A 23,860-nucleotide genomic window follows, 5' to 3' on the forward strand; every position below is an offset into this window, starting at 1 on the left:
TCAAGCTCAGAGCATAACTTAAACACCTTTCTGACAAGGTGTTCTGCTTCAAGAATGAGCTAAGGCTATTTTTAGCACAATTTATTCACTGCAATAAGGTTTTTTATCTCTAACGAAAAAGCCAATAAAATATCTTTTTTGCTATTCACAAGCATTCTGTTCACACCAACACCAATTGACGCGAATCAAGATGAATGACGCAGCAAGGTCGCTCCAGGAGATTGTTTTGCCATCACATGCACCAATTAATTTGGCCTACTAAATGGCCAAATCCTGCAAGCAGAAGTGATTGCTATCTTTCATGATGGTTATTTATAGTGATTTCAAATGATCTTATAGATATCACAGGCGTGGAAATGGAAGTCTTGTTATCTTTATTGCAATCAGCCTATTCATGCCAGATTAAAGTTTGCTTCTGCTCCTCGAAACAGGAAGATTTTGCTAATTTAGTTTGGAAGCTTACTTTGGGGAAGCGGCAATTTTAAGTTGCGAAGATATTCCGATCTTTTAACCTGGCAGAGGTTTTCTTCGCCTGTCTTCGCCTGATTTAAGAATGTAAAACACCTGAGGGTGAAAGCTGATTTGAAACGAGGTAAAAAGCCTGATCTCTCTGCCTACAAGTCAACTACTAGTTAAGCCAAATAGCAGACATGCTCATGCTCAAAAAAGGCACTTCCCTCATCAAGGCCTTCCTTGATGGCGTGAATAACTCAACTGCTAAGAGCAAAACAGCGATCGAGGTGTGCAACAGCACCATCACGGTTCGAGTGACTGCCGTTCAGACCCATCATTCCCAGCCAAAACCTGTCATCACCCTGAAACACCAGCACAGGCTTAGCTCCCCCACCATCATGGTCATCAAGGAGTGCCATGCACAACCGTTCAACCACAATCTGACCATTGGGGCGTGCCCGCACCATGCGCAACAAAGAATCCACCTGCGAAAAGGGCACAAAGGTGGCCTGCTGAGAATCAGTCACCAAGATCAAGCCATCAAGCCACTGCACCTCCAAAAGCAAGTCCTTAATTGAGGAGAGAAGAGAAGGGAGAGGGAAGGCCACAGCGAACTGCGTCTTAATATTTTCTTCATAAGTCATCGATCCGTCTTTTCGCAAGAGTCTTTTTGCTCGATCAGCGCCTCAAGCGGTAAGCAGCAAGGCGCCCATCTGTCCCGCAGCCAGAGGTCGATGGCTCGCTGCGGCAAATCCCGCGTCCCGAGCCAGTCGCTCCTGAGCCTCTCCCTTTGGGAACTGCTGCAAACTGGCCTCCAAATAGGCGTAATGCTCGCGCAGACCCACCTGGGCAGCCACCGGCACCACCAACCTTCGCAGATAAAACCGCTGAAAACGTGCTGCCAAGGACCCCTCGCCCATGCGATTGAAATCAAGGACGCCTGCCCGAGCACCAGGCCGCAAAAGGCGTCGAAGCTCTATTAACCCAGCGCCTGGATCCGCCAAATTGCGCAGGCCATAAGCCATCACAGCACCGTCAAAACGATGGGAAGGCAAGCCAGTATCCAGAGCATCTCCCTGCAACCAGGAGAGGGGCAACCAGGGCTCAACCGCGGCGCGGCGCCTTGCCACGGCAAGAGGCGCCTCAGCCGCATCTAGCCCCAACACAGACCCTCCAGGTCGCAACCTGCGGGCCAATGCCAGTGCCAGATCACCAGTACCGCAGCAAAGGTCAAGCCAATGTTCACCAGGAAGCGGAGACAACCATGCCAACAACTGGCGTTTCCAGATGCGGTGCAAGCCAAGACTCAACAAGTCGTTAAGCCGGTCGTAATTAGGAGCGACCGCATCAAACAACTGCTCCACCGCCTGGGGGTCACCAGGCCTCATCAGAAGATCCCATCCAGGGGCCTGAACACTGCTTGGAGCAACTGCTGCGCCCAAGGGTGATCGATCAGCAACACATCCAAAAGCACTCTTGCGAACAGAACTTCTGCCAAATTTAGGAGTGTGTTGCTGAATACAAAGAAAAGCCTCAGGCCTCAAGAGGCCGAATCGACAAACCTCGCATCAGCAGATCAGTCTTAATTTGCTCCACACTCAGCACGCCATCGTGAAGCAGAGAGGCCAACAATGCAGCTGAGGCCTGGCCAACCGTGAAGGCTTCTGCGATGTGATCCAGGCAACCTGCACCTCCCGAAGCGATCACAGGCACCGGCACCGCTTCCACGACTGCTCGCGTGAGCTCCAAGTCATAACCAGCCTGAGTTCCATCTCCATCCATTGAGGTCAACAGGATTTCACCAGCACCAAGTTCCGCTGCCTGCCGAGCCCAGCTCACAACATCCAAACCGGTGTTTTGGCGGCCACCCTTGACAAAAACATCCCAGCCCGAGCCCTTAGGACGACGTCGAGCATCGATAGCCACCACAATGCACTGACAGCCAAAACGGTCGGCTCCCTGCGCTACGAGATCTGGATCCCGCACCGCAGAGGAATTAAGACTCACCTTGTCGGCTCCGGCCCGAAGCAACTCTGTGATGCCATCCAAAGAGCTGATACCCCCTCCAACTGTGAATGGAATGGTCACGGCCTCAGCAGTACGTCGAACTAACGCCACCAGCGTGGCCCGACCTTCATGGCTGGCGGCGATATCAAGAAACACCAACTCATCAGCTCCAGCCTGGCTATAGCGGCAGGCAAGCTCAACGGGATCACCAGCATCACGAAGGCCCACAAAGTTCACACCCTTCACAACGCGACCATCAGCCACGTCAAGGCAAGGAATCAAACGAAGCGCGACCATTGGGATAAAGCAGTGACGACTGTTAAGGTTGCGCCACCTTCTAAGCCTTGCAGGCCATGTCCCAGGCTGCCACTTCCTACAGAATCGGCTCCAAGGTCCGAGTCTCTCGCGTTCGTGATCGCATTCCAGCAAAACTGGTAGAACTGCTCAAGAAATCTGACGTTGGCAGGGTCACCGGCTACAAAATGACTGACGGCATGGGCATTGGCTTGGTCGTAGAACTTAGCGATGGCACTGTCAGCTGGTTCTTTGACGACGAAGTTACCTCCGCCTGAGACGCCTGCCGTGAGCGACGCTCGCCAACTCCTTGGCATCAAAGGTGCCACTGGCACAACCAACATCTGGAAGCTGCGTCTGCAGCTCATGAAGCCTGTCACATGGATCCCACTGCTCTGGGGTGTGATTTGTGGAGCCGCTGCCAGTGGTCAATACCAATGGCGCCTACCAGATGTGCTTGCAGCCGCGGCCTGCATGGTCATGAGTGGCCCGCTTCTAACCGGTTACACCCAAACCATCAACGACTACTACGATCGCGAGATCGACGCAATCAATGAGCCCTATAGACCGATTCCCTCCGGGGCCATCCCGCTGACACAAGTCAAGCTTCAGATCTGGATGCTGCTTCTCGGTGGTCTTGCAGTTGCCTATGGCTTAGATCGTTGGGCTGAACACACCACTCCCGTTGTGCTGTTTCTTGCCCTAGGCGGCTCATTTGTGAGCTTCATTTATTCAGCCCCACCTCTCAAGCTGAAACAGAACGGTTGGATAGGAAACTACGCGCTTGGAGCCAGCTACATCGCCCTGCCATGGTGGGCTGGTCAGGCGCTGTTCGGACAACTGACTTGGACTACAGCACTACTGACACTTGCCTATAGCTTGGCTGGTCTTGGTATTGCCGTCATCAACGATTTCAAGAGTGTAGAGGGAGATCGAGCCCTCGGTCTTCAATCCCTGCCAGTTGTCTTTGGAATCAAAAAGGCCAGCTGGATCAGTGCAGGAATGATCGACATCTTCCAACTCGCGATGGTTGTTGTTCTGATCGCCATTGGCCAGCATTTTGCCTCAGTAGTTTTGATCTTATTGATCATTCCCCAGATCACATTCCAAGACATCTGGTTACTGCGTGATCCCCTGGCCTTTGATGTGAGATATCAGACCAGTGCTCAACCGTTTCTAATCCTTGGCATGCTGGTTACTGCTCTAGCCATAGGCCATAGCCCATTAACACAGGGGATGTGACTCGCAAGCGCCGTCACTGGATTGTTATTTCAGTTAGTGCTGTCGCCATCGGGTGTGTCGCAGCCTTGGCTGAAAGGACTCTCACTCATGCCTTGGATTCGGTTCTTCCCGATGCCCGGCGGATTGCCAACTTCAACCGGCCAGGCACCATCACGCTGCTCTCCACTGATGGGCAGGTGATCCAAAAGCTTGGTCCCGCGACCCGCGAGAAGGTTGAGCAAGACAAGATGCCTCTGCTTGTGGAGCAAGCCTTCGTAGCGGCAGAAGACCGCCGCTTTTACTACCACAATGGCTTGGATATCTGGGGTATCAGCCGAGCCCTGGTGACAAACCTCCGCCAGGGTTCCGTGAGGGAAGGTGCCAGCACCATCACTCAGCAACTTGCTCGAACCGTATTCCTGAGTCAGGAACGAACCCTGCCGCGCAAACTCAAAGAAGCTGCTCTGGCCTACAAGCTGGAGCGACAGCTCAGCAAACAGCAAATCCTTGAGCAGTATCTGAATTACGTCTACTTGGGCTCAGGTGCTTACGGCGTAGCCGATGCAGCCTGGGTGTACTTCTCTAAATCCCCCAATCAACTCACGCTGCCGGAAGCCGCTCTAATCGCTGGCATGCCCCCTGCTCCCTCAGTGTATTCACCACTGGTCAACCAGAAAATCGCCCTAGAACGCCGCGCAATTGTCCTTAAACGAATGCAGCAGGCCGGATTTATCTCTGCCAGAGAAGCCGATGCAGCTCGCAACAGCCCCCTCAATCTCAAGCCAGCGATCCCGAAGTACTTCAACAGCAGCGCACCATTTTTCACCAGCTGGGTAGCCCAGCAACTCCCCACTCTGCTCACCCCCGAGCAACTAGAAGTGGGTGGACTCAAGATTCACACCAGCCTCAATCTGGCTTGGCAAAAGCAAGCCCAAGAGGTGATCCGCAAATACGCCCCCGGGAACACAGAGGGTTCCATGGTGTCTATCGAACCAAGCACCGGTGAAGTGCGGGTGATGGTAGGAGGCAAAAACTTCAATACCAGCCAATTCAATCGAGCAACACAGGCTCTGCGTTCACCTGGCTCCACCTTCAAGCTTTTTCCCTATGCAGCAGCCATCAACGCCGGCATTAAGCCAGAGGACAAGGTGGTGGACGCGAAACGCTGCTGGAGAAGATATTGCCCAAAGAACTTCGGCAACAAATACCTGGGATCAGTGGCACTCGCTGATGCCCTGAGATACTCCCTAAACACTGTTGCAGTCCAACTACTAGACAAGGTGGGCTTTGATGCCGTGATCAGCATGGCCAATAATCTTGGCATCGGCACCACTCGCCCATTGGGCAAGTACTATCCGCTCGCTATTGGGGCCTACGAGCAAACAGTGCTCGACATGACGGCAGCCTATGCCGCAGTAGCCAACCGGGGCATTTACATGAAGCCCACGCCATTTGAAGAGATCCGAGGCCCAGACGACGAGGTGATCTGGAACCACAAGTTCGAAGGCTACAAAGGTCGTCGAGCCCTCGATAGCGACGTAGCAGACACCATGAACTGGATGCTCCAGCGCGTTGTTAGCGGTGGCACTGGAGCTGCGGCATCCCTCGGTGACCGGCCGGTGGCGGGCAAAACCGGCACATCGGAAGGTGCCCGTGACCTCTGGTTCATTGGCTCAATACCACAACTAACAACCGCCGTATGGTTTGGCTACGACAACAACCGAAAGACATCTGGCGGCAGTGGTGATGCTGCATGGGCCTGGAAGCAGTTCATGACCAAGATCCAAGACAATTTTGAGGTACAACCCTTCCCACCAAAACCAGTGATGAACCGCACCTTTAGGCCACCAGGCAAAACGAGGAGCAAACCAAAGAACGGCACCGAGGATGCTGCCAAAGACCAAGATCAAACCCAGGGCCCTCCGCCCAGATACATCGCACCGCCAGGGGGACCACCGCTCAATGAAAACTTCGAGCCAATGCCTTTTCCCTGATCAGACTCAACTGAGATCCAACACGGCTGAATAAAAACCATCACCACCATGCTCAGGATCAGGCCATAGTTGCTGTTCCTGAGACAAGCTCAATTCAGGATGCCGACCAAGGAAGGACTCGATCTGATCAAAGTTCTCGGCCGGATGGATGGTGCAAGTGGCATAAACCAACCGGCCTCCAGAGCTAAGCAGAGGCAGAAGGCCTTCCAGCAGCTTGGACTGCAAGATCACCAGCCCCTCAATCTGCAACGGAGTGACTCGCCAACGTGCGTCCGCATGACGGGCCAAGGTACCTAAACCAGAACATGGCGCATCCACAAGAATGCTCTGGAAAGAGCCTCGCCAGCTTGGCTTCACCGCCAACAGATTCGTAGCATCTGCGACTAGAGCATGGAGGCAGTCACCCCCCAAGCGAGCAGCATTATCCGCCAAGCGCTTGAGTCGGCCAGCGGAACTATCCACAGCCCACACCTCTCCCGAACCACCCATCAGCTCAACAAGATGAGTGGCCTTACCCCCTGGTGCTGCGCAGGCATCAAGAATCCGATCCCCAGGCTGCGGCTTCAATAGCGGTGCGACCAACTGTGCAGAGCGATCCTGCACACACCAATGTCCTTGCTGATAGCCAGGCCACTGGCTTAGGTCACCAGCACTACCAGTCACCATCAAACCATCAGGGCAGCTCTCGATCGGAGTGCTCTCCACTCCAATAGCCTCAAGCGCCAGCCTTACGTTCTCACGGCTTGTACGACGTCGATTGATGCGCAGATCAAGTGTTGGCACCTGGTTGCTGGCACGAGCAAACAGCTCAGTTCCCACCTCGCCTCGCCAAACAAGTAACTGCTCCACCAACCACAACGGTAGAGATTCCGCCTGCGCCAACCGAGCGGCAGAGTCCTCCGGCTCGAGGAGCACCATGCCGGCATCGCGTGCACGCAATGCCGCCCGCAAAATGCCATTCACCACCGGAGCCAATCGGGCAAGATTGCCGGTCTTAGCAAGTTCAACGCTGGTGTTCACTGCCGCTGCAGGTGGAATCCGCTGCATACGCAGAATCTGATAGAGCCCCAAATGCAGCAACCAGCGCAGCACTGGTGGCTGTTTGCAAGCAGGCACCTTGCCAAGACGATCCAACCAAGCATCGAGCCATTGCCGCTGACGGATTGCGCCATAAGCCAATTCCATCACCAGGCCACGGTCGGCACCGCTCATGGGGTTCTGACGCAGAGCTCGTTCGAGAGCGACATCTGCATAGGCCCCTGCCGCCACTGCCTGTAACAGCTCCCATGCCACCCGCCGCGGCAGCAGTCCCGGTACAGGTACAGATCGATCAGCGGCAGCAACGGAAGAAGAAGACAACATCAATGGTTGTCCTGGGCTGAGATGAACCTTCCAGAGCTAACGCCTTCCTGAGCCATTCCCAACAAAAGGCCCTGATCACTCAACTGCGGCCGCCAAAGATACCGTCGTAAGGGCAAATGACCCTCGGCATCCACAAGGATTCCTTCAGCGATCAACATCTGCCGCTGCATCCAGTCAGATCCTTCGCGGCTCAAACTCATCGAAATCATCCCTTTCGCATTCACCACTCGATGCCAAGGAACCTTGGATGGCAAAGGTAATCGACGCATAGCCCAACCCACCTGACGGGCACATCCATAGGCACCGATCATCTCGGCAATCTGACCATAGGTCGCTAACTGGCCGAAAGGGATGAGGGACACGGCATCCCATACCCTCAAGTCAAAAGACGCTTGGCCCATGCCTCTGCTGCCTCGCCGATTTGATCGTCTCAAGGCTGTTCTGGATTGCCGAATGGCAGATCTGACGGTTCTGCTTGAGCACGTAGAAAAGCCCCACAACCTCTCAGCCATTCTGCGCAGCTGCGATGCGGTGGGTGTCCTGGAAGCCCATGCAGTGAACTATTCAGGACGCCTGCCCACCTTCAACAGTACCGCTCAGGGAAGCCAAAAGTGGATACCGCTCAAGGAACACAGCAGCATCGAAGTTGCCGTCAAGGCCATCAAGGACAGTGGCTTTCGCCTTTATGGAACCCATCTAGGTGGAAACGCACGCGACTACCGAGACTGCGACTTCTGCGAACCTACAGCCTTCGTCCTGGGAGCTGAGAAATGGGGCCTTAGTGAGCTGGCGACGCCATTGATGGATGAAGGGATCTTCATCCCAATGTGCGGCATGGTGCAGTCGTTGAATGTTTCGGTAGCAGCAGCAACCTTGCTATTTGAGGCCCTACGTCAACGACGGCTGGCTGGTATCGCACCTCAAGCCGGTGAAGGCCTAGAACCAGCGCTTTATCAACAGCGCCTATTTGAGTGGGCCTATCCAGAAGTTGCAGCATGGTGCCAGCAGGAAGGCAGGTCATATCCAGCCCTTAACGATCAAGGCGAAATCCAAGGAAGCCTCCCCCGCAACGTGAGATTGCGCTGTTAAGCAACCAGCTAACACTCAAAATGGCATCTGAACATCTTTGCTTGCCTGCGATCAATTGATCCCAAGTTGGTTTTGACGTGCCGCGGGAAGACGCAAGCCAATCAGCAAGACAATGCTTTCCAGCAAAATGTTTTGGCCTATAAACAGCACAACCATGGCCAAGCCGATCGCTAGCATCTTCTGAAGCAGACCGATCACATCATCAGGATTTCGGCGCCCGGAGACCCAAAGGAAGATCATCAACGTCAGCAAGATCAATGTGATCCACCAGGGCATGGCTTGAAACAAAGACTTCCCTCAGTGTGGCCCTCCACAGGATGCAATGGGAGTGATCTGAAATCAGGCAGTCGACTCATCGAGACCACTCACCCATGCCTCCAGCCCCTCACCAAGGAATGAGAGTCCCAGCACCAATACGAACATGGCCAAGCCTGGATAGAGAGCAGTCCACCAAATCCCAGTTGGCACTGCTGCCAGAGCCATATTCAGATCACTCCCCCATTCAGGCACAGTTTCCGGCAATCCAAGGCCGAGAAAACCAAGGCCACCAAGCACCAAAACCGCATCAGCAGCATTCATGGTCAGCAGGACTGGCACGGATGTGATCACATTGCGAAGCAGGTATTTGCGCAAGATCCAAATGGGGCCAGCACCGAGGGAACGGGCAGCCTCCACAAACAGTTCTGCTTTCACCTGGGCTGTTTGGTTACGAACCACGCGGAAGTACTGGGGCACATAAACAACACAAAGGGCTGCGGCCGCATTGGGAATACCCCGTCCAAGCAAAAAAGCCAAGACCACAGAAAGCAAGAGCACCGGCAAGGTGTAGAGGGTGTCCATCACCAACACCAACATGCGATCAATTGCACCTCCGAGGTAGCCACTCATCATCCCTAGTGGCACCCCCACCAACACAGCCAAGGTCACCGCAAGAAGAACCACCTGCAAAGCCACGCCGCTGCCCTCCATGGTGCGAACACATACGTCCCGTCCGAGACGATCAGTTCCGCACCAATGCCCCCATGAAGGAGGCGCATAAATGGGATTATCAAGACCAGCGTTGGCCTCAGGCAAAACACCCACCATCACCAACAAGGGGGTGATTAAGGCCACCAACAGATAGATGGCAACAATCACCATCCCCCAGCGCGCCATGCGAGTCGACAAGGTCACTCGTGACAGACGCAAAGACGAAAGGTCAAAGCTCACTGCTGAGGAAGGAGACAGAACAGTCTCTGCATTGTTGCTGGGGCGGCTGACAACGTTGCAACTCAATCACAAAGATCGCTCCGCCATCAGCAGCATTCTCAACCCAAACGTGGCCTCTCATCCGCTTCATCAACGAGCGCACGAGGGCAAGACCAACGCCACTGCCAGGTTGTTCTGCCGTGTTACTACCGCGCTGAAACTGCTCAAAAATCAGCTCCTGATCAGCCTCTAGCACCCCTGGGCCATGATCTCGAACTTGCAATCTCACATGCTCATGAGTGCTACTGCAACTCAATTCAACGCACTTATCTTCTGAACTGTACTTAAAAGCATTCTCAATCAAATTGCCAAGACACTGCACGACCCTATCGTGATCACCAAAAGCCCAGGTCTGATCCATACCGTGTGAACTCGATTCCATTTTCAAACGAGTCTCATGATCACCTCGATTCAGCAAAAACACCTGCTCTAAAGTCTCAAGTACGGAAAAAGGCTCTGACGTAACTACCAGAGCTCCAGTCTTCTCACGTGCAATATCTAATAAATCAGTGATTAACCTTCCGAGACGACGTGTCTCATCATCAATGATCGTCAATTGATGCCGCTGATCTTGGTTCAGATTGCCCGATTGACTTAACACCCTGGAGCTGTAACCAGTAATCAAAGTAATCGGTGTGCGCAGCTCATGGCTGAGGGCATTAGCAAACTTGCGCTGGCGATTCCAAGACTCGGCCAAACGATCCAAGAGGGAATTAAATGAACTAGCAAGAGGCTTAAGTTCAAGAGGTTCATGCTCTAGCTCGCAACGATGATCATCCAGCGATCCTGATGACACTGGTTTCTGCGACAGCAGTTAATCGATGTCTTCAGACAATCCTCAGGAAACATTCACAGCTGATTGAGAAAAAAAGACCTCAAACCTGTCATCGTCAAACTGTCAAAAGCCATAGTTCTATGGCACTTGATTCATGAAACTGCTAAAAAGCCTTTATTATCACCGTCGGTCTTATCCTTTGCCCAGCAATGGCTTTGGGATGTCGGAAGCCGTCGTTGCCGCGGGAGCAGGCATTCTGCTAATCGGAGCATCCTCATTAGCGCTGCGCTCAACGCAGACATTAATGGATAGAGCTGAACGCAAGGCAACCCTACGGCAAAACACAACCAATGGTCTCCGCCTGCTGCGATCAGAAATTGAACGGAGTATTCACATCCTGGTGAATAACAGCGAAGCTGTACAAACTGGAATGGAGCATACAGACATGGCAAATGAACAATATCAAGAAACTCTCCAACAATGTGGGCTGCTCGCAGAAGCTCGAAATCAAGTGTTCAAACCAGTCTTCGGCATCAAGATGGCTGAACTGAACACCCCAGTTCTTTATGGGCTAAGTATTAATTCCAATAAAGCAGGCTTCGCACTGATGCGATGTGGTGCGCCACTCAGTCTTGATGGACGCTATAACGAAACAGAAGATTCATTTATTGCCAAAGTAATTGAAGATATCGGAGTAATGAAATGTACAAAACCTGAAGGTGAATGCGAACACTTAACAAACAATGAGGGTGAGAATAAAAGCCTAAGAGAAATCATTGATGGCCTTGATGTCACCTTTACAGCTGACAGCACACCAATACGCAAGTTTATGGAACCTGCTCTTGGTGTGATGACAGATAAACAACGCAAACTGATCAAATTTATTGATCCGAACCCCAACAATGATCCTGAGAAATTTGAAACTGAGAGTTATCTTGAGGCGATCAGCGCTGCACGCACAGTCACCAGATATCCACTTTATCTCGCTGCATTCGCAAGAGCAGACAAACGTATTGAGAACTATGGTGATGATGACAATAGTGTACTTAATGGGGCCTACTTCCGCAATGTAAAAAGTAAAAACATCCGCTTCCTTGTAGACGGTTCAGGTTCCATGAGTGCTTGCATCCTTTGGGGTAGTACTTATGGCGAACGGAAAACATATTGGAGTGGAAGTTACTATTTCTCGTCACGCCAGAACTGCTCATTGACCAGAATGGAATCACTCCAAACAGAACTCAGCAATCTACTTGCAGCACTTTCTCCAGACACAAAAGTCAGCATCCAGTCCTTCAGCTCACCAGGCCGTAAAAACCACAGAGCTTGGGAACAGTCAAGAGATGGCTTGGTTAAGATAGGAGATGATGGCATGCGCGAATCCGCAATTGCATTCGTTAATTCACTGGATAACGGTCGCCCCACTAAGTGGGGCGGAACCTATCCCTGGGAAGGCTTAGATGCCTCTTTCAAAGATAACGAAACAGACACACTTTACTTCCTCTCAGATGGAGAGCCTAATGCCGACCGCATGGGTGGTAGCTGGCAGGCCAATGATCATGACCCTACAGTCACCCACTATTCAAACTACAACAACACACGAGAAAAAGTACTCAAAACAAACACGATAGCCCTTGGGTTAGAGTCACCTTGGATGGAGAAATTATCAGCCAAAACCACAGGGGATTATCTACAAGTCGATAAGGATTACGTAACAACCAATTCCAGTCAATAAAAAGATCACAATCAACTTTCTTGATTTAGTTTCAACACAGCCATGAATGCTTCCTGAGGCACATCTACTTTACCCATGGCCTTCATCCGCTTTTTACCCTTGGCCTGCTTTTTCAGCAACTTTTTTTTTCTTGAGATGTCTCCGCCATAACACTTAGCCAGCACATCCTTGCGCATGGCACTGATGCTCTCACTAGCGATAATGCGACTACCAATTGAAGCCTGTAAGGGAATTTTAAACTGTTGTCTTGGGATCAGCTCTTTGAGCTTCTCCACCAGACCCTTACCAATGCTATAAGCCTTATCACGGTGTGCAATCGTGGTAAGTGGATCAGCCTTCTCTGAATTGATTAAGACATCCAAACGCACCAGATCATTGCGGCGATAGCCAATCAAGTGATATTCCATTGAGGCATAACCCTTGGTGCGACTCTTCATCTGATCAAAGAAATCCGTTACCACCTCAGCCAAAGGCAGCTCATAAATTAAGGTAACTCTCTCAGTGGTGATGTACTTCATATCAATGTATTCACCACGTCGTTCCTGGCACAAACCCATCAGAGTGCCGTTGTACTCATTGGGGGCATAGATCTCCATCCGTACATAAGGCTCCTCTATTGATTCCCGCTTCTGCGGATCTGGCAATGTTGCAGGGTTATCCACCGTCAACATCTCTCCATTAATCATGTTCACCTTGTAGATCACTGAAGGAGCAGTAACAATCAAATCCAAGTCGTATTCACGTTCAAGCCGCTCCTGCACAATTTCCATATGCAGGAGTCCTAGAAAGCCACAACGAAAGCCAAAACCCATCGCACTGCTGGTTTCAGGTTCATACTTCAGTGCTGCATCTGAAAGCTGCAGCTTGTCAAGCGCTTCTCTTAAATCTGGATATTGATCTGCATCCGTAGGGAACAAGCCACAAAACACCATCGGCTTTGCCTCGGTGTAACCAGGCAGCGGCTCATCTGCTGGGGCATTGAGGAGGGTAATCGTGTCTCCAACCCGTGCATCAGCAACCGCCTTGATCGAAGCCGCCAGATAACCCACCTCCCCGGCATGAAGTTCATGGACCTCACACTGATCTGGTGACATCACACCGATCTCATCAAGCTCATAACTCTTCTTGCTGGCCATCAGCAACACTTTGTCCTTCGTACTAATCCGGCCACTGATCACCCGGAAATACACAATCACGCCTCGGTAAGAGTCGTAGTAAGAATCGAAGATCAGCGCCTTCGTTGGCTCATCGAGGGTATCTGCAGGGGGCGGGATCCGATCCACCACCGCCTGCATAATCTCTGGTACGCCTAAGCCTGTTTTGGCAGAACAGGCAATTGCTGTTGAGGTGTCAAGACCAATGATCGCCTCGATCTCCTCTTTAATCCGTTCTGGATCAGAGCCCGGCAGATCAATCTTGTTGAGCACAGGAATAATCTCTAGATCGTTTTCCAGCGCTAGATAGACATTTGCAAGGGTCTGGGCCTCAACACCCTGACTGGCATCCACCACCAACAGGGCCCCTTCACAGGCCTGCAAGGAGCGGCTCACCTCATAGGAGAAATCAACATGGCCAGGGGTATCAATCAGGTTGAGTACATAGCTTTCGCCATCGGCAGCCGTGTAATTCATCCGAGCAGCCTGGAGCTTGATCGTGATGCCTCTTTCCCTTTCCAAATCCATGTTGTCGAGAAACTGCTCTTGCATATCTCGACCAGCAACCGTGCCAGTGTCCTGCAACAGCCTGTCAGCCAAAGTCGACTTGCCGTGATCGATATGGGCAATGATGCAGAAGTTCCTCAAGCGAGAAACGGGAACGTCGGTCATGCGTTGGCGAATTCCCCTCTCGGGCGCTTTGGAGTCAGAATCAAGATTCTAAGGATCTTGCTGATCTGACCAGCCATGAAGAATGCTGGCAGCCATCTCATCAGGCCCATTGCTGTATGAGTGTATGGAGGAATTTTGCAACATCTACAACCTAGTTTGCAACATCTACAACCTAGATTTACTCAAAAGCATCAGATATTCTTTACTGGGACACTGATGCTTAAAGCATATGCATCCCTATCACAGATGATCTCGATAGTGTCAAAAGCCAGTAAAGCAAGAGACTCTCTTTAAAGAACTAAAGCAAAACTAGCAAAATAGCGCCTTACGGCCCAAGCAACAATCCTAACAACAATATTCACAGCAACAGAAGTCAACATATTCAAATTGAGAACGGCTTTGCAATAATCATACAAACAAGAGATATTCAACTAGCAGGATCTATAGCGATCAACTTATACAGACGAGAGTCAAGTATTAAACAGAGACTGAAGATCACAGACCTCAAATTGATGAGCAAAAGCGAGGCAAATGTCATCTCTGTTGATCAAAATTCTCATACAATCCAAAGGATGAGATAACAAATCGATCAGCCAACCCTCACTCATTTTCAAGCCTTAAAAGCCCGTTCTCGAAGGAGAATCGCAGAACGCACAAGCGTCTAAACACTGGCCAGTAAATCATGAATTATTCACATAAGACCCATTGAAAAAAAGACCTCAAAGCCAGGGTTTTAAGCTTCTCCTGCCCCCCCACTTTAGAGCCACTGACCAATTATCACAACATCAAAATCAGACCATCTTTTGATCAAGTAAAACTGAGTAATGTATTGCTACGTATGCGCATCTGCCTCAGCAGTAAGGGATCAGAATTAGGGTCATGGCCATAACTCGGCAACAATTTTTGCAATCGTTGTCGCCAAGATTCACTTGCCATACGCTCGCTCCAGCAACGCTGCAACACTTCCAGCATGACCGTCACCGCTGTACTAGCCCCAGGCGAAGCCCCTAATAAGGCAGCTAGGGAGCCATCTTCAGCGGATACCACCTCTGTACCCATCTGCAACCGCCCCCCTTCGGCTGTGCGTTTGATGATTTGTACTCTCTGTCCGGCAACTGAAAGCGTCCAATCATTCAACTGCGCATTGGGAAGAAATTGCTTTAACGTTTCAAATCGATCTTTCTCACTCTGCTGTAGCTCTGAGAGGAGATAAGTGACTAAATCAAAGTTTTTAAAGCCCACCTCCAACATGGAGCGAAAATTGCTTCGCCGTACCGAACGCAAGAGATCCAAGCGGGAGCCTTGCTTGAGGAATTTGCTGCTGAAACCCGCATAAGGCCCGAAAAGCAACGAGCGGCATCCATCAATCCAACGGCTATCAAGATGTGGCACAGACATTGGAGGAGCACCCACCTTCGCCTTGCCATACACCTTGGCGTGATGCCTTGCCGTTAAACCTGGCTCAGAGCAGACCAACCACTGTCCGCTCACTGGAAAGCCTGCATAGGCAGCTGCCTCTGGAATGCCAGATCGCTGCAACAAAGGCAAAGCCCCCCCCCCTGCACCGAGAAACACAAAAGGTGTCTGCACAGAGCGACTTCCAGAAGAATGCTTGAGATCAAGATTCCACTGGTGCTTGCCGAGCCGGTGCAAATGAACGACTTCGCAGCCGCAACTCAATTCCAAAGCTCCGCTGGCTTGCAATGACTTCACATAGGCCCCTGTCAGCAATCCGAAATCCACATCCGTACCCCGCTTAATGCAGGTTGCAGCAACAGACTCTGCATTGGCTCGCCCTTCCATCACCAATGGCATCCATTCGGCAAGCTCAGCGGCATCAGTACTCCATTGCATGGAGGCAAAGGCAGGCAGCGCACTCAATTGCTGAAAGCGCTGATGCAAGAAAGCCAAATCAGCATCGCCAAAAACCACACTGATATGAGGGACCAGATGTAGAAATTGCTGCGGTAGCAACTTGCCCTTTTCCGTCAACGAAGCCCAGAACTCCAAAGAGCGCTCAAAGGCGGTATTAATGGCCAACGCCTTAGCAGTAGCCACGCTGCCATCAGGCTGACGAGGTGTGTAATTCAGTTCGCAATTAGCCGCATGACCAGTGCCTGCATTGTTTTCTGCCGCACTGCTCTCAAGACCCGGCGCCTGCAAACGCTCGACCATCAACAAACTCAGCTCAGGATCGAGTTCATGCAGCAGGGCCGCCAAAGTGGCACTCATAATTCCAGCCCCGACAAGTACCGCGTCGTAGCGAGATTGGGATCCAGCAACATCAGAGACGGCCACAACTTGAAAGCACCCCTGCTGGCAAGGTTATGAGCGAACCCCCTAGGCTGGATAGATCCAAACGTGCAGAGCATCCATGAGTACAGAAGCCATGGCCCTCACCAACGAGAACGTGGAAACCGTTCTCGATGAACTAAGGCCCTTTCTTATGGCAGACGGCGGCAATGTAGAAATCGTAGAAATTGATGGTCCTGTGGTGAAAGTGCGTCTTCAAGGAGCCTGTGGCAGCTGCCCTAGTAGCACCATGACCCTGAAAATGGGTATCGAACGCAAGTTGCGCGAAATGATCCCCGAAGTCAGTGAAGTGGTGCAGGTGCTTTAAAGGCTGTAACCAGAACAACTCTTCCGCATGAAAATTTTTAGCATTTAGAAATTCATGGCTTCGTCCAAACACGACGGTTGAGATTAAGTTCTTCAACCACACCTATCGCCATCGCCATGTCGTCCACATAGCTCTTGATCAGTGTCTTGCTCCAAAGAGTGCGAAAAACTCTGGCCTCGAACATGTCATGGTCGCTCGGGATAGCCACATAAACGTTCTCTCCACAAAAAGAAAGACGAAGTTTTTGTCCGGTTCGCTGCCGAAATGAAACAATCCGCTCCATAAGGTTCGGGGTGAGAATGTATCTTGCTTCATTTTGATCATCCCCGTAAACCACAAAATACTTCTCGAAAGCAGGGTCTTCCAGAGTGATCAGTTCGGGATGTCGGCCAATCTTTTGAATATTTTGAAAAAAATTTCCAACACCCCCAAAAAGACGTTCGGCTACATCTGGAAGCACCACAGTGGTGCCTTTAATTTGCTTATTGAAGTCTGCGACGAAAAACAAACCCTTGAAAATCGTGTGCCATGAGGTGTGCGTGGCTCCATCAGAATCGGTACTCTGAGACTGATATTCCGCATGAACCTCGCTGAACTCCATACGGGTCTTTCCCAAAGTACCAAAAACCCGATCCTCGCCACGGTAACGATCAGGAGCAGTATTAAATAACCCACTTTGCACAAACTGAGACTTAGACACCCGACCGTGTGGATCATATTGAAGAGTTGAATCAAAGAAGTTGACGATCGCTGTAATAACCTGCAGCTTGAACTGCGTCTTATATTGCTTGGTCAGTTGCCTGTAGACGATGGCAAAGACAACCACCACTACGGGAAGCAAAATAAAAGCTGCGATCTGCGGGATCAGCTGAAAAGCCAGCAGAATGACAACAGCAATTATCAACAAAACGATTAAGAATATAATCTTCAATATTTTCTGCAGAATGAGCTTTCGTTTGTCTTCAAATATCCGTAAAACTGGCATGATCTCCTGGCGGAAATAAGAAGGATGACCAGCAAAAAAGGATCTTTGATTGACCATTAGTCAGCAAATAGTTTAGCCGCGTTAGGGTTCTCTCTTTCGATAGCAGGCATTTCAAAAAGAGGGCGGAGTCGATAGCCGATCAGCCCAGCCAAAAGATTACTAGGAAACATTTCAATGGCATCGTTGTAGTCAGTGGTTACGGCATTAAAGGTACGTCTGGCGGCAGAAAGCTGCTCCTCGATCTCATTCAAGGATCCCTGAAGAGCAAGAAAATTTTGGCTAGCCTTAAGATCTGGATAACTCTCAACTGCAACCATGATTGACTCCATGGCCTGGGAAAATTGATTTTCCAGCTCAACCCGGCCACGGGTGCCCATCCTTCCACTCTGAGCCATCCCTCGAAGCTCGGTTAGCTTGGCGAGGGTATCTTGCTCATGCTGCATATACTGATTCACTGTTGCAATGAGGTTCGGGACAAGGTCATATCGCTTCTTGAGCTGAACATCTACAGATGCAAAGGCGTTTTTAACTCGGTTCTTTTTCGCGACTAGTGAATTAAACATCACTGCCACTACAACAAATATTAGCAAGATTGCTAACAGGAAGAGGACAGCGCTAGGTAAAGACAAAAGGAAAAGACAACTGTTTTAGTATTAACATCCCTAACATAGGAGGGCAAGAAAAAGTGAAAAGTTAGAAGAAATGTAAGAAGTCATAGAGCTGGAGCCTTGATTGGTTAGGATCAATTATTACCGTTCATAGAAAAACATTCCATGCCCAACGAAGAAGGGGATCCCCGTGACCAAATGCCCAACCTCTCTCCGCTACCGACCTCAAAAGAATTGCTGCAGCTTCCTCTGCAAATAGTAGTGTCTTTTATAATTTTGGCCGCATTATCCTATCTAATTGGCATGGGAGGAATAGTGCCAAAATTCGGTTTATAAAACAAGCAGAGAAGCACGACGAACAAATATTCATTTTTTTCATTAAGCTTATCAACCTGTACATTGTTCATCAAAATAGGCGCCAAAGGGGAAATGTCTACTTCTAAACACGATGGTGACCTTCAAGCATTTTTCTATTTTTCCTAAGAACTTCTTGGGAAGTACTAGGATAACTTCGAAATACAAAAAACCATGAGAAAAGATCAATCGCGAAGTAAGCTCATTTCCTTAGATGGCGAGTCTTGGGTAAAAGTGTAATGTGATGGTGGTCATGAATATCTAAAAGGGGATGAGCCAGATCATCTGAGATGATGAACTTACAGTACCCCAAAAATCAACATAACATAAATTAAATAATAAGAACCCTCAAGGGTCAGGTTCTAGTGTAAATAAAAAGGATTATGAAAAGTGCTGTGAGGTCAAATAAGATCGATTTCCCTTGATAAAATCTTAAAAATCTTATGGACTTATGAAACTACTGGCAGATTAGTATTAAACCAATAACCAACCCTAAAGAAACTATCGAAAAGAATGATTCGAAGATAGTGAGAGAGGGAATGCTTCTAGTGGTGTCAAAAACCACACCCATAAGACGAAGCCATCTCAGGCCACCTTGGTGAATCATTCTCTGATGATGACCTGGGAGAGGTTTATGGTGTAGCAAGTAGGTTAATATCATGAGAAACACCTTAGAACAAACACTTACTTTCTCCCCTTTGACGAGTTATGACTAAGGACAAAACTGACTTGGAAATTCTTTTGTCTAAGGATGAAGGCATTGAACCTCCTGATGAAGATGATGGTAGTTGGAGATTTGACTATATGGATGATAAGGTTATCGAAGAGCTGATGAGAGTTGGCATCACCAAACAGACCTATGAGATTTTTCTAATTGACGTCTTTAAAGACAAACAGTCCTTCATAGATGAACACCTAAATGGTGACACCTCAATAGTAGATATTTATTCAAATAATGATGAGATGTTTAGGAATAATTATCAAATAGGTTGTTACTGGGTGGACAAAAACCTGAACGACACCCACTATGGATTCAACTTTCCCTTTGTTGTTTTCTACCATCAACAACACAGAAAGGAAGAATGGACACGTTACGTCTCCGTAGATGATTAATTACCGCTTCATATGAATCATCGTAGCCCTGGCTAGGGAGAATCCTATGATCAGATATTACATAAAATTCTATTCACTCAAATGCACTACAAAGCAATACATGGTCTTGATGTGATTCATAGAGACATCTGCCCTGCACTCGCTAACAAGATCTAATTTAACGAGTGGGCTTTATTTCAACAGCCTAAGAAATCTGTTGCAGTGCAATCCTTTTCAGAAATAGAGCATCAAGCCCATAGCAACAGCTTTACAAACATTATCCACAGATTTCAGGGGTAATCCCTATAAAAAAGCCATGGAGTATGAGTATCTATTGGCTATAGATACTCAGTAAACAACTGACTGGATAGATATTAAGCCAGTGAATGGATCTTCTTCGATCCACATTCTCTCACCAAGGATTTTTCCATAGATAGCGCCCACTGTTCTCTTCCCGCGTGACAGCTATGCAATTAGTAGAAATAAGCCAAAGAGCCTGAAGAATTGGCGTGGGATTGTAAAGGTATACCTTTGGGAAAGCATTTTTTAGGGCAATAGTGGCTTTGCCTGCATGGTAATGAGGCATCCAAGGTGCTATGTGATGAATGGCATGAGTAGAGCCTATCTTGTGATGGAGGAAGTCAATTACTTTTCCATATGGCCTATCAATCGATAGGAGTGCACCTCGCAATTGGGAAAATTCTGAACTGCCAAGGTGGGGAACATCAGTATCAGTATGATGCAACCAAGTGTAGGTCACTAACCAGATATTAACTACTAACAAAGGAGCTATATAAATTGCGAAAACAGTAACAAAGCCATCATGCAGGCTCCAGGCAATCAAAGCAAACAAAGTAAGGCCTATCCCCCAATCGGAAAGCCATACTTTATTGATCCATTTTTTTGTCCACAATTTTTTAGAGAAAGGTGCGATCGGCCAGAAGTGATTCGATAGGCCATATTTTGGGCCTCCCGTCTTCCCAGTAAGCAAATAGGCTGGCCAGCCAAAAATCAGATGAAGCACAAGCTGAAATACACCATATTGAAATTTTCCTAATTTGCCTGCTATGGCAATATCTTTTTCTCCACCAGCTTGCTCATCAATTCCATTGCCACGAATAACCAAAGGCACGTGGGTCTCACCATTGGCGATATGGTTTGTATAAGTATGGTGAACTAAATGTGAACGCTGCCATGAGAAATATGGAACAAGAAGGATCGAATGCAACACATATCCAACGAATGTTTCTAATTGCCTATTTTTCGAAAAAGCACCGTGGCCGCATTCATGTGCGATGACCCATAAGCCCATTGCTGTTGTGCCAGATACAAGCCAGTAGAGAACCCAAACAGGCAATATTTCCACACTAAGAGGAATGGAAAACCCTATAAAAATTACAATGGCCTGTATAATCAGAGATTGCGCTAGATAAGCAAGGGAAGTATTGGTGCTGCAATTCAAGCATTGATCAGGCAAAACAGCCTTAATTGCAGCCAGATCAGGTATATCGGCTTTGGAAACCTGAAGCGCCTTTCCATTGAGGCCAGACATCATGATCTCTTTAGCAGCTTTTTGTCTGAAAAATGTTTTTTCATGACTGTCTGAATGATCTTGCAATGACTATGATTAGAAAGGGCACATTCGATAGGATAATTGATACAATCCCTGATTGCCGCTTTATGGGCAACTCAAGATGAAGGAGAACCATCTTACTTAGCTTATGAGCCAGAACGCTCCTTCCTTCGCCTCACCATCAGCAATCTAGCTCTAAGTCAATTTATTTAATTTAAAGCAATAGGTCATCAGTAGACAGTGTGAGAGCGCATATAAATATCAAAAAGCTTCAATGACTATTGCTATTTGAAAAGACTTACCTATTGCCCCTTTAAACGATGTTTCTCCGATTGTGGCCCCTCACATCCATAGAGATAGCACGTTGCCGCATGTAGCTTAGACGGGCCTTAGTAATGGAGTGCAGAACCTTCCTGTACTACACGTAGGCCAACAGCAATATCAATACCAATCCAATAATGCTTAGAGATCTCTGCCCAGCACTTGCTAACAAGACCTACTTCAACTAGAGAGCACTACCCCAACAGCCTCTAAGATCTCTTGCAGTGCAGGGCTTTTCAGGAATAGAGAATCAGACCTATACCAACAGCTATACCAACGTTTTCCGCAGATATCAGAAGAAATCCCTACAAGAAAAAATCCATGAGAAATAGGAGTTTTTGAATATCAAGCAGGCTCCTTCGCTATGGTGGTCACGACTCTACGCACCTTGCTCGTCCTAACAGATCACGTCTCAAGGAAATAGATGTGCGTTGCAGAGGGGCTATGGGGACAATGAGGCGCGCTTCTGATCGTTAAATGGCGTGAAAGATTTGTGTGATTTTTCTCTCTGTCTCCTGCTGACTGCTAAATATAAAATATAAATCTAAAATCCAATGTCAGAAGAACAACTGAAGGCATTCATCGCCAAGGTTCAAGGCGATACTTCACTGCAGGAACAGCTCAAAGCAGAAGGCGCTGATGTTGTTGCTATTGCAAAGGCTGCTGGGTTCACGATTACCACAGAAGACCTCAACTCTCATCGCCAAAATCTGACTGATGATGAGCTGGAAGGTGTGGCTGGGGGGGGTTTTGAGATGAGCTTCGCTGTTGATGAGCTGTTGAGTTTAGCTTGTTGCCTATAACGGCCACAGCCTACACACTCAAAGCCCTTGCATTAGCAGGGGCTTTTTATTTCTTCAATGACTTCCCTATTCGCTTAAAACGCCATCCGATACCTAGTACATTAAACATACAAACAATAATCAATTTCTAATCCAATGTCAGAAGAGCAACTGAAGGCATTCCTTGCCAAGGTTCAAGCAGACACTTCACTGCAGGAACAGCTAAAGGCAGAAGGCGCTGACACTGTTGCTATTGCAAAGGCTGCTGGGTTCACGATTACCACAGAAGACCTAAACTCTCATCGCCAAAATCTGACTGATGATGAGCTGGAAGGTGTGGCTGGGGGGGGCTGTGGCTGTTGGTCCAAGTTGGTAAACACTTTGGACGGCATCTAGTGCCACAATTACAATTACACTAACAATTACTGCTAAAAGCCTACATACTCAAAGCCCTTGCATTAGCAGGGAGATTTTTATTTCTTCAACGACTTCCCTATTCGCTTAAAACGGCATCCGATACCTGGCACCTTAAACTTATAAACAACACCCAATTTCTAATCCAATGTCAGAAGAGCAACTGAAGGCATTCATCGCCAAAGTTCAAGCCGATACTTTACTGCAGGAACAGCTCAAAGCAGAAGGAGCTGATGTTGTTGCTATTGCTAAGGCTGCTGGGTTCTCGATTAGCACAGAAGACCTAAAGCCTGCTCGCCAAACCCTTTCTGATGCTGAGCTTGAAGGCGTGGCTGGCGGCACAGACATGAGTCTTTTTACTGAAGTATGTGTCTGTGATCCGACTTGGGATTGTGACTAGGATGACTCTAATAGAAACTAGCCAATCCTTACGTTATTCAACCAGTCCAACATTTCCTGCTTCTGCTTTTTAAGTTCAGCTGACGAAGGCTTACCAGGTTTAGTTGGATTAGGTTTTGTATACGGAGCTTCTAATCGGTTAGCTCCTTTTTTATGTGTTGGCTTAGGTATCTGTTTGATTGGTTTGTTAATGGTAAGTGGTTGTTGCGCTTGTAGTTCCATGTGTTGTAGCTTTTCTATTTCAGGTATGAGTAGCTGTTGAACTTTGAGTTGTTGTCTTGCGTTGGGTTGGGCTTGCTTGGGGCGTAATGATTGAGTAGGCATTTATTGATAAGTTTAAGGAGTGAAGGAAGTTGTATTCAAGATGGTGGTTCACTCGCTCGCTTTGCTCGCTCGTTCACCGCACGATCAGCAATAGGGAGCTAAGGAACTGTTGTGTCTCTCGTGAATGGTGTGTGGTCCTTATGAGCAGAGCAACCTCTCAAGCCTGTTCATCAGATGAGTGTGATGCAGGTAGAGGTGTTTGATTGTCTCTGTGTCTTTGACCTCTTGTGCTTCTAACAGCATCTTCTCGTAGATGCCGACTTTGCTGAGCATGGAGCGGCAAAGCTTTTCTTTGGCTGTCGTGAGTGTCGTCATGGTGTTGGTATGTCTATGTTGTCTTTCCTCTTAGAGTAGGGGGGTAGGTGTCTTTTTCATGTGTTTGCAAGG

At 48.9% G+C, this 23,860-nt stretch carries 26 protein-coding genes; 10 read left to right on the top strand and 16 right to left on the bottom strand.

Annotated elements, in window-relative coordinates:
* Nucleotides 1–710 precede the first annotated feature (710 nt).
* From SIB41_RS07505 to hisF, 3 genes are all read right to left on the bottom strand, one after another.
* On the bottom strand, nt 711–1,097 hold the full coding sequence (locus tag SIB41_RS07505) for a hypothetical protein (RefSeq protein WP_205909611.1): 387 nt from the start codon (nt 1,095–1,097) through the stop codon (nt 711–713).
* Between the two features lie 42 nt (nt 1,098–1,139).
* On the bottom strand, nt 1,140–1,841 hold the full coding sequence (gene ubiE / locus SIB41_RS07510) for a bifunctional demethylmenaquinone methyltransferase/2-methoxy-6-polyprenyl-1,4-benzoquinol methylase UbiE (protein WP_413361466.1): 702 nt from the start codon (nt 1,839–1,841) through the stop codon (nt 1,140–1,142).
* A gap of 145 nt (nt 1,842–1,986) precedes the next feature.
* Nucleotides 1,987–2,757 (bottom strand): imidazole glycerol phosphate synthase subunit HisF, encoded by a 771-nt coding sequence (gene hisF, locus SIB41_RS07515; RefSeq protein WP_413357940.1) that lies wholly within the window; start codon nt 2,755–2,757, stop codon nt 1,987–1,989.
* Between the two features lie 56 nt (nt 2,758–2,813).
* Between hisF and SIB41_RS07520 the strand changes: the two genes are divergently transcribed.
* From SIB41_RS07520 to SIB41_RS07530, 3 genes are read left to right on the top strand one after another with little or no spacing between them, the layout of a single operon-like run.
* Nucleotides 2,814–3,032: a DUF2862 domain-containing protein gene (locus SIB41_RS07520; protein ID WP_041374878.1), complete on the top strand. Its 219-nt coding sequence runs from the start codon at nt 2,814–2,816 to the stop codon at nt 3,030–3,032.
* A 10-nt stretch (nt 3,033–3,042) separates the two neighbouring features.
* Nucleotides 3,043–3,996, top strand: a complete 954-nt coding sequence (gene chlG / locus SIB41_RS07525) for a chlorophyll synthase ChlG (protein WP_063403423.1) — start codon at nt 3,043–3,045, stop codon at nt 3,994–3,996.
* Nucleotides 3,993–5,969, top strand: coding sequence for a transglycosylase domain-containing protein (locus SIB41_RS07530; RefSeq protein WP_413357942.1), 1,977 nt, complete (start codon nt 3,993–3,995; stop codon nt 5,967–5,969). The genes chlG and SIB41_RS07530 overlap by 4 nt, the downstream gene beginning before the upstream one ends.
* Before the next feature lie 6 nt (nt 5,970–5,975).
* Here the strand turns inward: SIB41_RS07530 and SIB41_RS07535 are convergent, their stop codons facing one another.
* The gene (locus SIB41_RS07535; protein ID WP_413357944.1) at nt 5,976–7,331 is read right to left on the bottom strand and encodes a 16S rRNA (cytosine(967)-C(5))-methyltransferase; all 1,356 of its coding nucleotides are present in this window, start codon (nt 7,329–7,331) and stop codon (nt 5,976–5,978) included.
* Entirely contained in the window at nt 7,331–7,732 is a 402-nt protein-coding gene (locus tag SIB41_RS07540; protein ID WP_413357946.1) for an MGMT family protein, read from the bottom strand. The genes SIB41_RS07535 and SIB41_RS07540 overlap by 1 nt, the downstream gene beginning before the upstream one ends.
* Between SIB41_RS07540 and trmH the strand changes: the two genes are divergently transcribed.
* Nucleotides 7,731–8,420 carry a tRNA (guanosine(18)-2'-O)-methyltransferase TrmH gene (gene trmH, locus SIB41_RS07545; RefSeq protein ID WP_063414443.1) on the top strand — a complete coding sequence of 230 codons (690 nt, stop codon included), beginning with the start codon at nt 7,731–7,733 and terminating at the stop codon, nt 8,418–8,420. The genes SIB41_RS07540 and trmH overlap by 2 nt on opposite strands.
* A 51-nt stretch (nt 8,421–8,471) precedes the next feature.
* Here trmH and SIB41_RS07550 read toward each other — a convergent pair whose 3' ends face one another.
* The 4 genes from SIB41_RS07550 to SIB41_RS07565 all read right to left on the bottom strand — a co-directional run bounded on the left by SIB41_RS07550 (nt 8,472) and on the right by SIB41_RS07565 (nt 10,767).
* Nucleotides 8,472–8,696 (bottom strand): hypothetical protein, encoded by a 225-nt coding sequence (locus tag SIB41_RS07550; RefSeq protein WP_413357948.1) that lies wholly within the window; start codon nt 8,694–8,696, stop codon nt 8,472–8,474.
* A 63-nt stretch (nt 8,697–8,759) separates the two neighbouring features.
* Complete coding sequence (locus SIB41_RS07555; protein WP_063434945.1) at nt 8,760–9,575, bottom strand: ABC transporter permease; 816 nt, start codon at nt 9,573–9,575, stop codon at nt 8,760–8,762.
* Nucleotides 9,576–9,618: 43 nt separating this feature from the next.
* Nucleotides 9,619–10,464, bottom strand: coding sequence for a sensor histidine kinase (locus tag SIB41_RS07560; protein WP_413357950.1), 846 nt, complete (start codon nt 10,462–10,464; stop codon nt 9,619–9,621).
* 171 nt (nt 10,465–10,635) lie between these two features.
* On the bottom strand, nt 10,636–10,767 hold the full coding sequence (locus SIB41_RS07565) for a hypothetical protein (RefSeq protein WP_268873944.1): 132 nt from the start codon (nt 10,765–10,767) through the stop codon (nt 10,636–10,638).
* Nucleotides 10,768–10,843: 76 nt separating this feature from the next.
* Between SIB41_RS07565 and SIB41_RS07570 the strand changes: the two genes are divergently transcribed.
* On the top strand, nt 10,844–12,175 hold the full coding sequence (locus SIB41_RS07570; protein WP_413357952.1) for a hypothetical protein: 1,332 nt from the start codon (nt 10,844–10,846) through the stop codon (nt 12,173–12,175).
* 11 nt (nt 12,176–12,186) lie between these two features.
* On the opposite strand, the gene lepA is transcribed toward SIB41_RS07570, so the two are convergent.
* The gene (gene lepA, locus SIB41_RS07575) at nt 12,187–14,001 is read right to left on the bottom strand and encodes a translation elongation factor 4 (protein WP_413357954.1); all 1,815 of its coding nucleotides are present in this window, start codon (nt 13,999–14,001) and stop codon (nt 12,187–12,189) included.
* Between the two features lie 807 nt (nt 14,002–14,808).
* On the bottom strand, nt 14,809–16,299 hold the full coding sequence (locus SIB41_RS07580) for a malate:quinone oxidoreductase (protein WP_413357956.1): 1,491 nt from the start codon (nt 16,297–16,299) through the stop codon (nt 14,809–14,811).
* 76 nt (nt 16,300–16,375) lie between these two features.
* Here SIB41_RS07580 and SIB41_RS07585 point away from each other — a divergent pair, with 76 nt between their 5' ends.
* Nucleotides 16,376–16,621 carry a NifU family protein gene (locus SIB41_RS07585; protein ID WP_011129633.1) on the top strand — a complete coding sequence of 82 codons (246 nt, stop codon included), beginning with the start codon at nt 16,376–16,378 and terminating at the stop codon, nt 16,619–16,621.
* A 52-nt stretch (nt 16,622–16,673) separates the two neighbouring features.
* Here SIB41_RS07585 and SIB41_RS07590 read toward each other — a convergent pair whose 3' ends face one another.
* Both SIB41_RS07590 and SIB41_RS07595 read right to left on the bottom strand, forming a co-directional pair.
* Nucleotides 16,674–17,663, bottom strand: a complete 990-nt coding sequence (locus SIB41_RS07590; RefSeq protein WP_413357958.1) for a DUF3137 domain-containing protein — start codon at nt 17,661–17,663, stop codon at nt 16,674–16,676.
* A complete protein-coding gene (locus SIB41_RS07595; RefSeq protein ID WP_413357960.1) occupies nt 17,663–18,169 on the bottom strand; it encodes a LemA family protein in 507 nt (168 codons plus the stop codon). The genes SIB41_RS07590 and SIB41_RS07595 overlap by 1 nt, the downstream gene beginning before the upstream one ends.
* Nucleotides 18,170–19,276: 1,107 nt before the next feature.
* Between SIB41_RS07595 and SIB41_RS07600 the strand changes: the two genes are divergently transcribed.
* Entirely contained in the window at nt 19,277–19,681 is a 405-nt protein-coding gene (locus tag SIB41_RS07600) for a replication protein (RefSeq protein ID WP_413357962.1), read from the top strand.
* Between the two features lie 391 nt (nt 19,682–20,072).
* On the opposite strand, the gene SIB41_RS07605 is transcribed toward SIB41_RS07600, so the two are convergent.
* On the bottom strand, nt 20,073–21,215 hold the full coding sequence (locus SIB41_RS07605; protein ID WP_063419704.1) for a fatty acid desaturase: 1,143 nt from the start codon (nt 21,213–21,215) through the stop codon (nt 20,073–20,075).
* Nucleotides 21,216–22,108: 893 nt separating this feature from the next.
* Here SIB41_RS07605 and SIB41_RS07610 point away from each other — a divergent pair.
* The 3 genes from SIB41_RS07610 to SIB41_RS07620 all read left to right on the top strand — a co-directional run bounded on the left by SIB41_RS07610 (nt 22,109) and on the right by SIB41_RS07620 (nt 23,150).
* Nucleotides 22,109–22,357 (top strand): Nif11-like leader peptide family natural product precursor, encoded by a 249-nt coding sequence (locus SIB41_RS07610; protein ID WP_413357964.1) that lies wholly within the window; start codon nt 22,109–22,111, stop codon nt 22,355–22,357.
* Between the two features lie 135 nt (nt 22,358–22,492).
* Nucleotides 22,493–22,732, top strand: coding sequence for a Nif11-like leader peptide family natural product precursor (locus SIB41_RS07615; RefSeq protein WP_413357966.1), 240 nt, complete (start codon nt 22,493–22,495; stop codon nt 22,730–22,732).
* 166 nt (nt 22,733–22,898) lie between these two features.
* On the top strand, nt 22,899–23,150 hold the full coding sequence (locus SIB41_RS07620; RefSeq protein WP_413357968.1) for a Nif11-like leader peptide family natural product precursor: 252 nt from the start codon (nt 22,899–22,901) through the stop codon (nt 23,148–23,150).
* 17 nt (nt 23,151–23,167) lie between these two features.
* On the opposite strand, the gene SIB41_RS07625 is transcribed toward SIB41_RS07620, so the two are convergent.
* The gene (locus SIB41_RS07625) at nt 23,168–23,473 is read right to left on the bottom strand and encodes a hypothetical protein (protein WP_413357970.1); all 306 of its coding nucleotides are present in this window, start codon (nt 23,471–23,473) and stop codon (nt 23,168–23,170) included.
* Between the two features lie 138 nt (nt 23,474–23,611).
* Nucleotides 23,612–23,788 carry a hypothetical protein gene (locus tag SIB41_RS07630; protein WP_413357972.1) on the bottom strand — a complete coding sequence of 59 codons (177 nt, stop codon included), beginning with the start codon at nt 23,786–23,788 and terminating at the stop codon, nt 23,612–23,614.
* Nucleotides 23,789–23,860 lie beyond the last annotated feature (72 nt).

It is taken from the genome of Prochlorococcus sp. MIT 1201 (assembly GCF_047303415.1).
Classification (GTDB): domain Bacteria; phylum Cyanobacteriota; class Cyanobacteriia; order PCC-6307; family Cyanobiaceae; genus Prochlorococcus; species Prochlorococcus marinus_D.

Excerpts from the sequence above, each read along its gene's own strand:
- SIB41_RS07605 (WP_063419704.1), bottom strand. The coding sequence starts at position 21,215 with ATGATGTCTGGCCTCAATGGAAAGGCGCTTCAGGTTTCCAAAGCCGAT.
- ubiE (WP_413361466.1), bottom strand. The coding sequence starts at position 1,841 with ATGAGGCCTGGTGACCCCCAGGCGGTGGAGCAGTTGTTTGATGCGGTC.
- hisF (WP_413357940.1), bottom strand. The coding sequence starts at position 2,757 with ATGGTCGCGCTTCGTTTGATTCCTTGCCTTGACGTGGCTGATGGTCGC.
- SIB41_RS07505 (WP_205909611.1), bottom strand. The coding sequence starts at position 1,097 with ATGACTTATGAAGAAAATATTAAGACGCAGTTCGCTGTGGCCTTCCCT.
- SIB41_RS07555 (WP_063434945.1), bottom strand. The coding sequence starts at position 9,575 with ATGGCGCGCTGGGGGATGGTGATTGTTGCCATCTATCTGTTGGTGGCC.
- SIB41_RS07535 (WP_413357944.1), bottom strand. The coding sequence starts at position 7,331 with ATGTTGTCTTCTTCTTCCGTTGCTGCCGCTGATCGATCTGTACCTGTA.
- SIB41_RS07620 (WP_413357968.1), top strand. The coding sequence starts at position 22,899 with ATGTCAGAAGAGCAACTGAAGGCATTCATCGCCAAAGTTCAAGCCGAT.
- SIB41_RS07585 (WP_011129633.1), top strand. The coding sequence starts at position 16,376 with ATGAGTACAGAAGCCATGGCCCTCACCAACGAGAACGTGGAAACCGTT.
- trmH (WP_063414443.1), top strand. The coding sequence starts at position 7,731 with ATGCCTCTGCTGCCTCGCCGATTTGATCGTCTCAAGGCTGTTCTGGAT.
- SIB41_RS07550 (WP_413357948.1), bottom strand. The coding sequence starts at position 8,696 with ATGCCCTGGTGGATCACATTGATCTTGCTGACGTTGATGATCTTCCTT.
- lepA (WP_413357954.1), bottom strand. The coding sequence starts at position 14,001 with ATGACCGACGTTCCCGTTTCTCGCTTGAGGAACTTCTGCATCATTGCC.
- SIB41_RS07600 (WP_413357962.1), top strand. The coding sequence starts at position 19,277 with ATGACTAAGGACAAAACTGACTTGGAAATTCTTTTGTCTAAGGATGAA.
- SIB41_RS07520 (WP_041374878.1), top strand. The coding sequence starts at position 2,814 with ATGTCCCAGGCTGCCACTTCCTACAGAATCGGCTCCAAGGTCCGAGTC.
- SIB41_RS07595 (WP_413357960.1), bottom strand. The coding sequence starts at position 18,169 with ATGTTTAATTCACTAGTCGCGAAAAAGAACCGAGTTAAAAACGCCTTT.
- SIB41_RS07625 (WP_413357970.1), bottom strand. The coding sequence starts at position 23,473 with ATGCCTACTCAATCATTACGCCCCAAGCAAGCCCAACCCAACGCAAGA.
- SIB41_RS07540 (WP_413357946.1), bottom strand. The coding sequence starts at position 7,732 with ATGGGCCAAGCGTCTTTTGACTTGAGGGTATGGGATGCCGTGTCCCTC.
- SIB41_RS07630 (WP_413357972.1), bottom strand. The coding sequence starts at position 23,788 with ATGACGACACTCACGACAGCCAAAGAAAAGCTTTGCCGCTCCATGCTC.
- SIB41_RS07615 (WP_413357966.1), top strand. The coding sequence starts at position 22,493 with ATGTCAGAAGAGCAACTGAAGGCATTCCTTGCCAAGGTTCAAGCAGAC.
- SIB41_RS07590 (WP_413357958.1), bottom strand. The coding sequence starts at position 17,663 with ATGGTCAATCAAAGATCCTTTTTTGCTGGTCATCCTTCTTATTTCCGC.
- SIB41_RS07610 (WP_413357964.1), top strand. The coding sequence starts at position 22,109 with ATGTCAGAAGAACAACTGAAGGCATTCATCGCCAAGGTTCAAGGCGAT.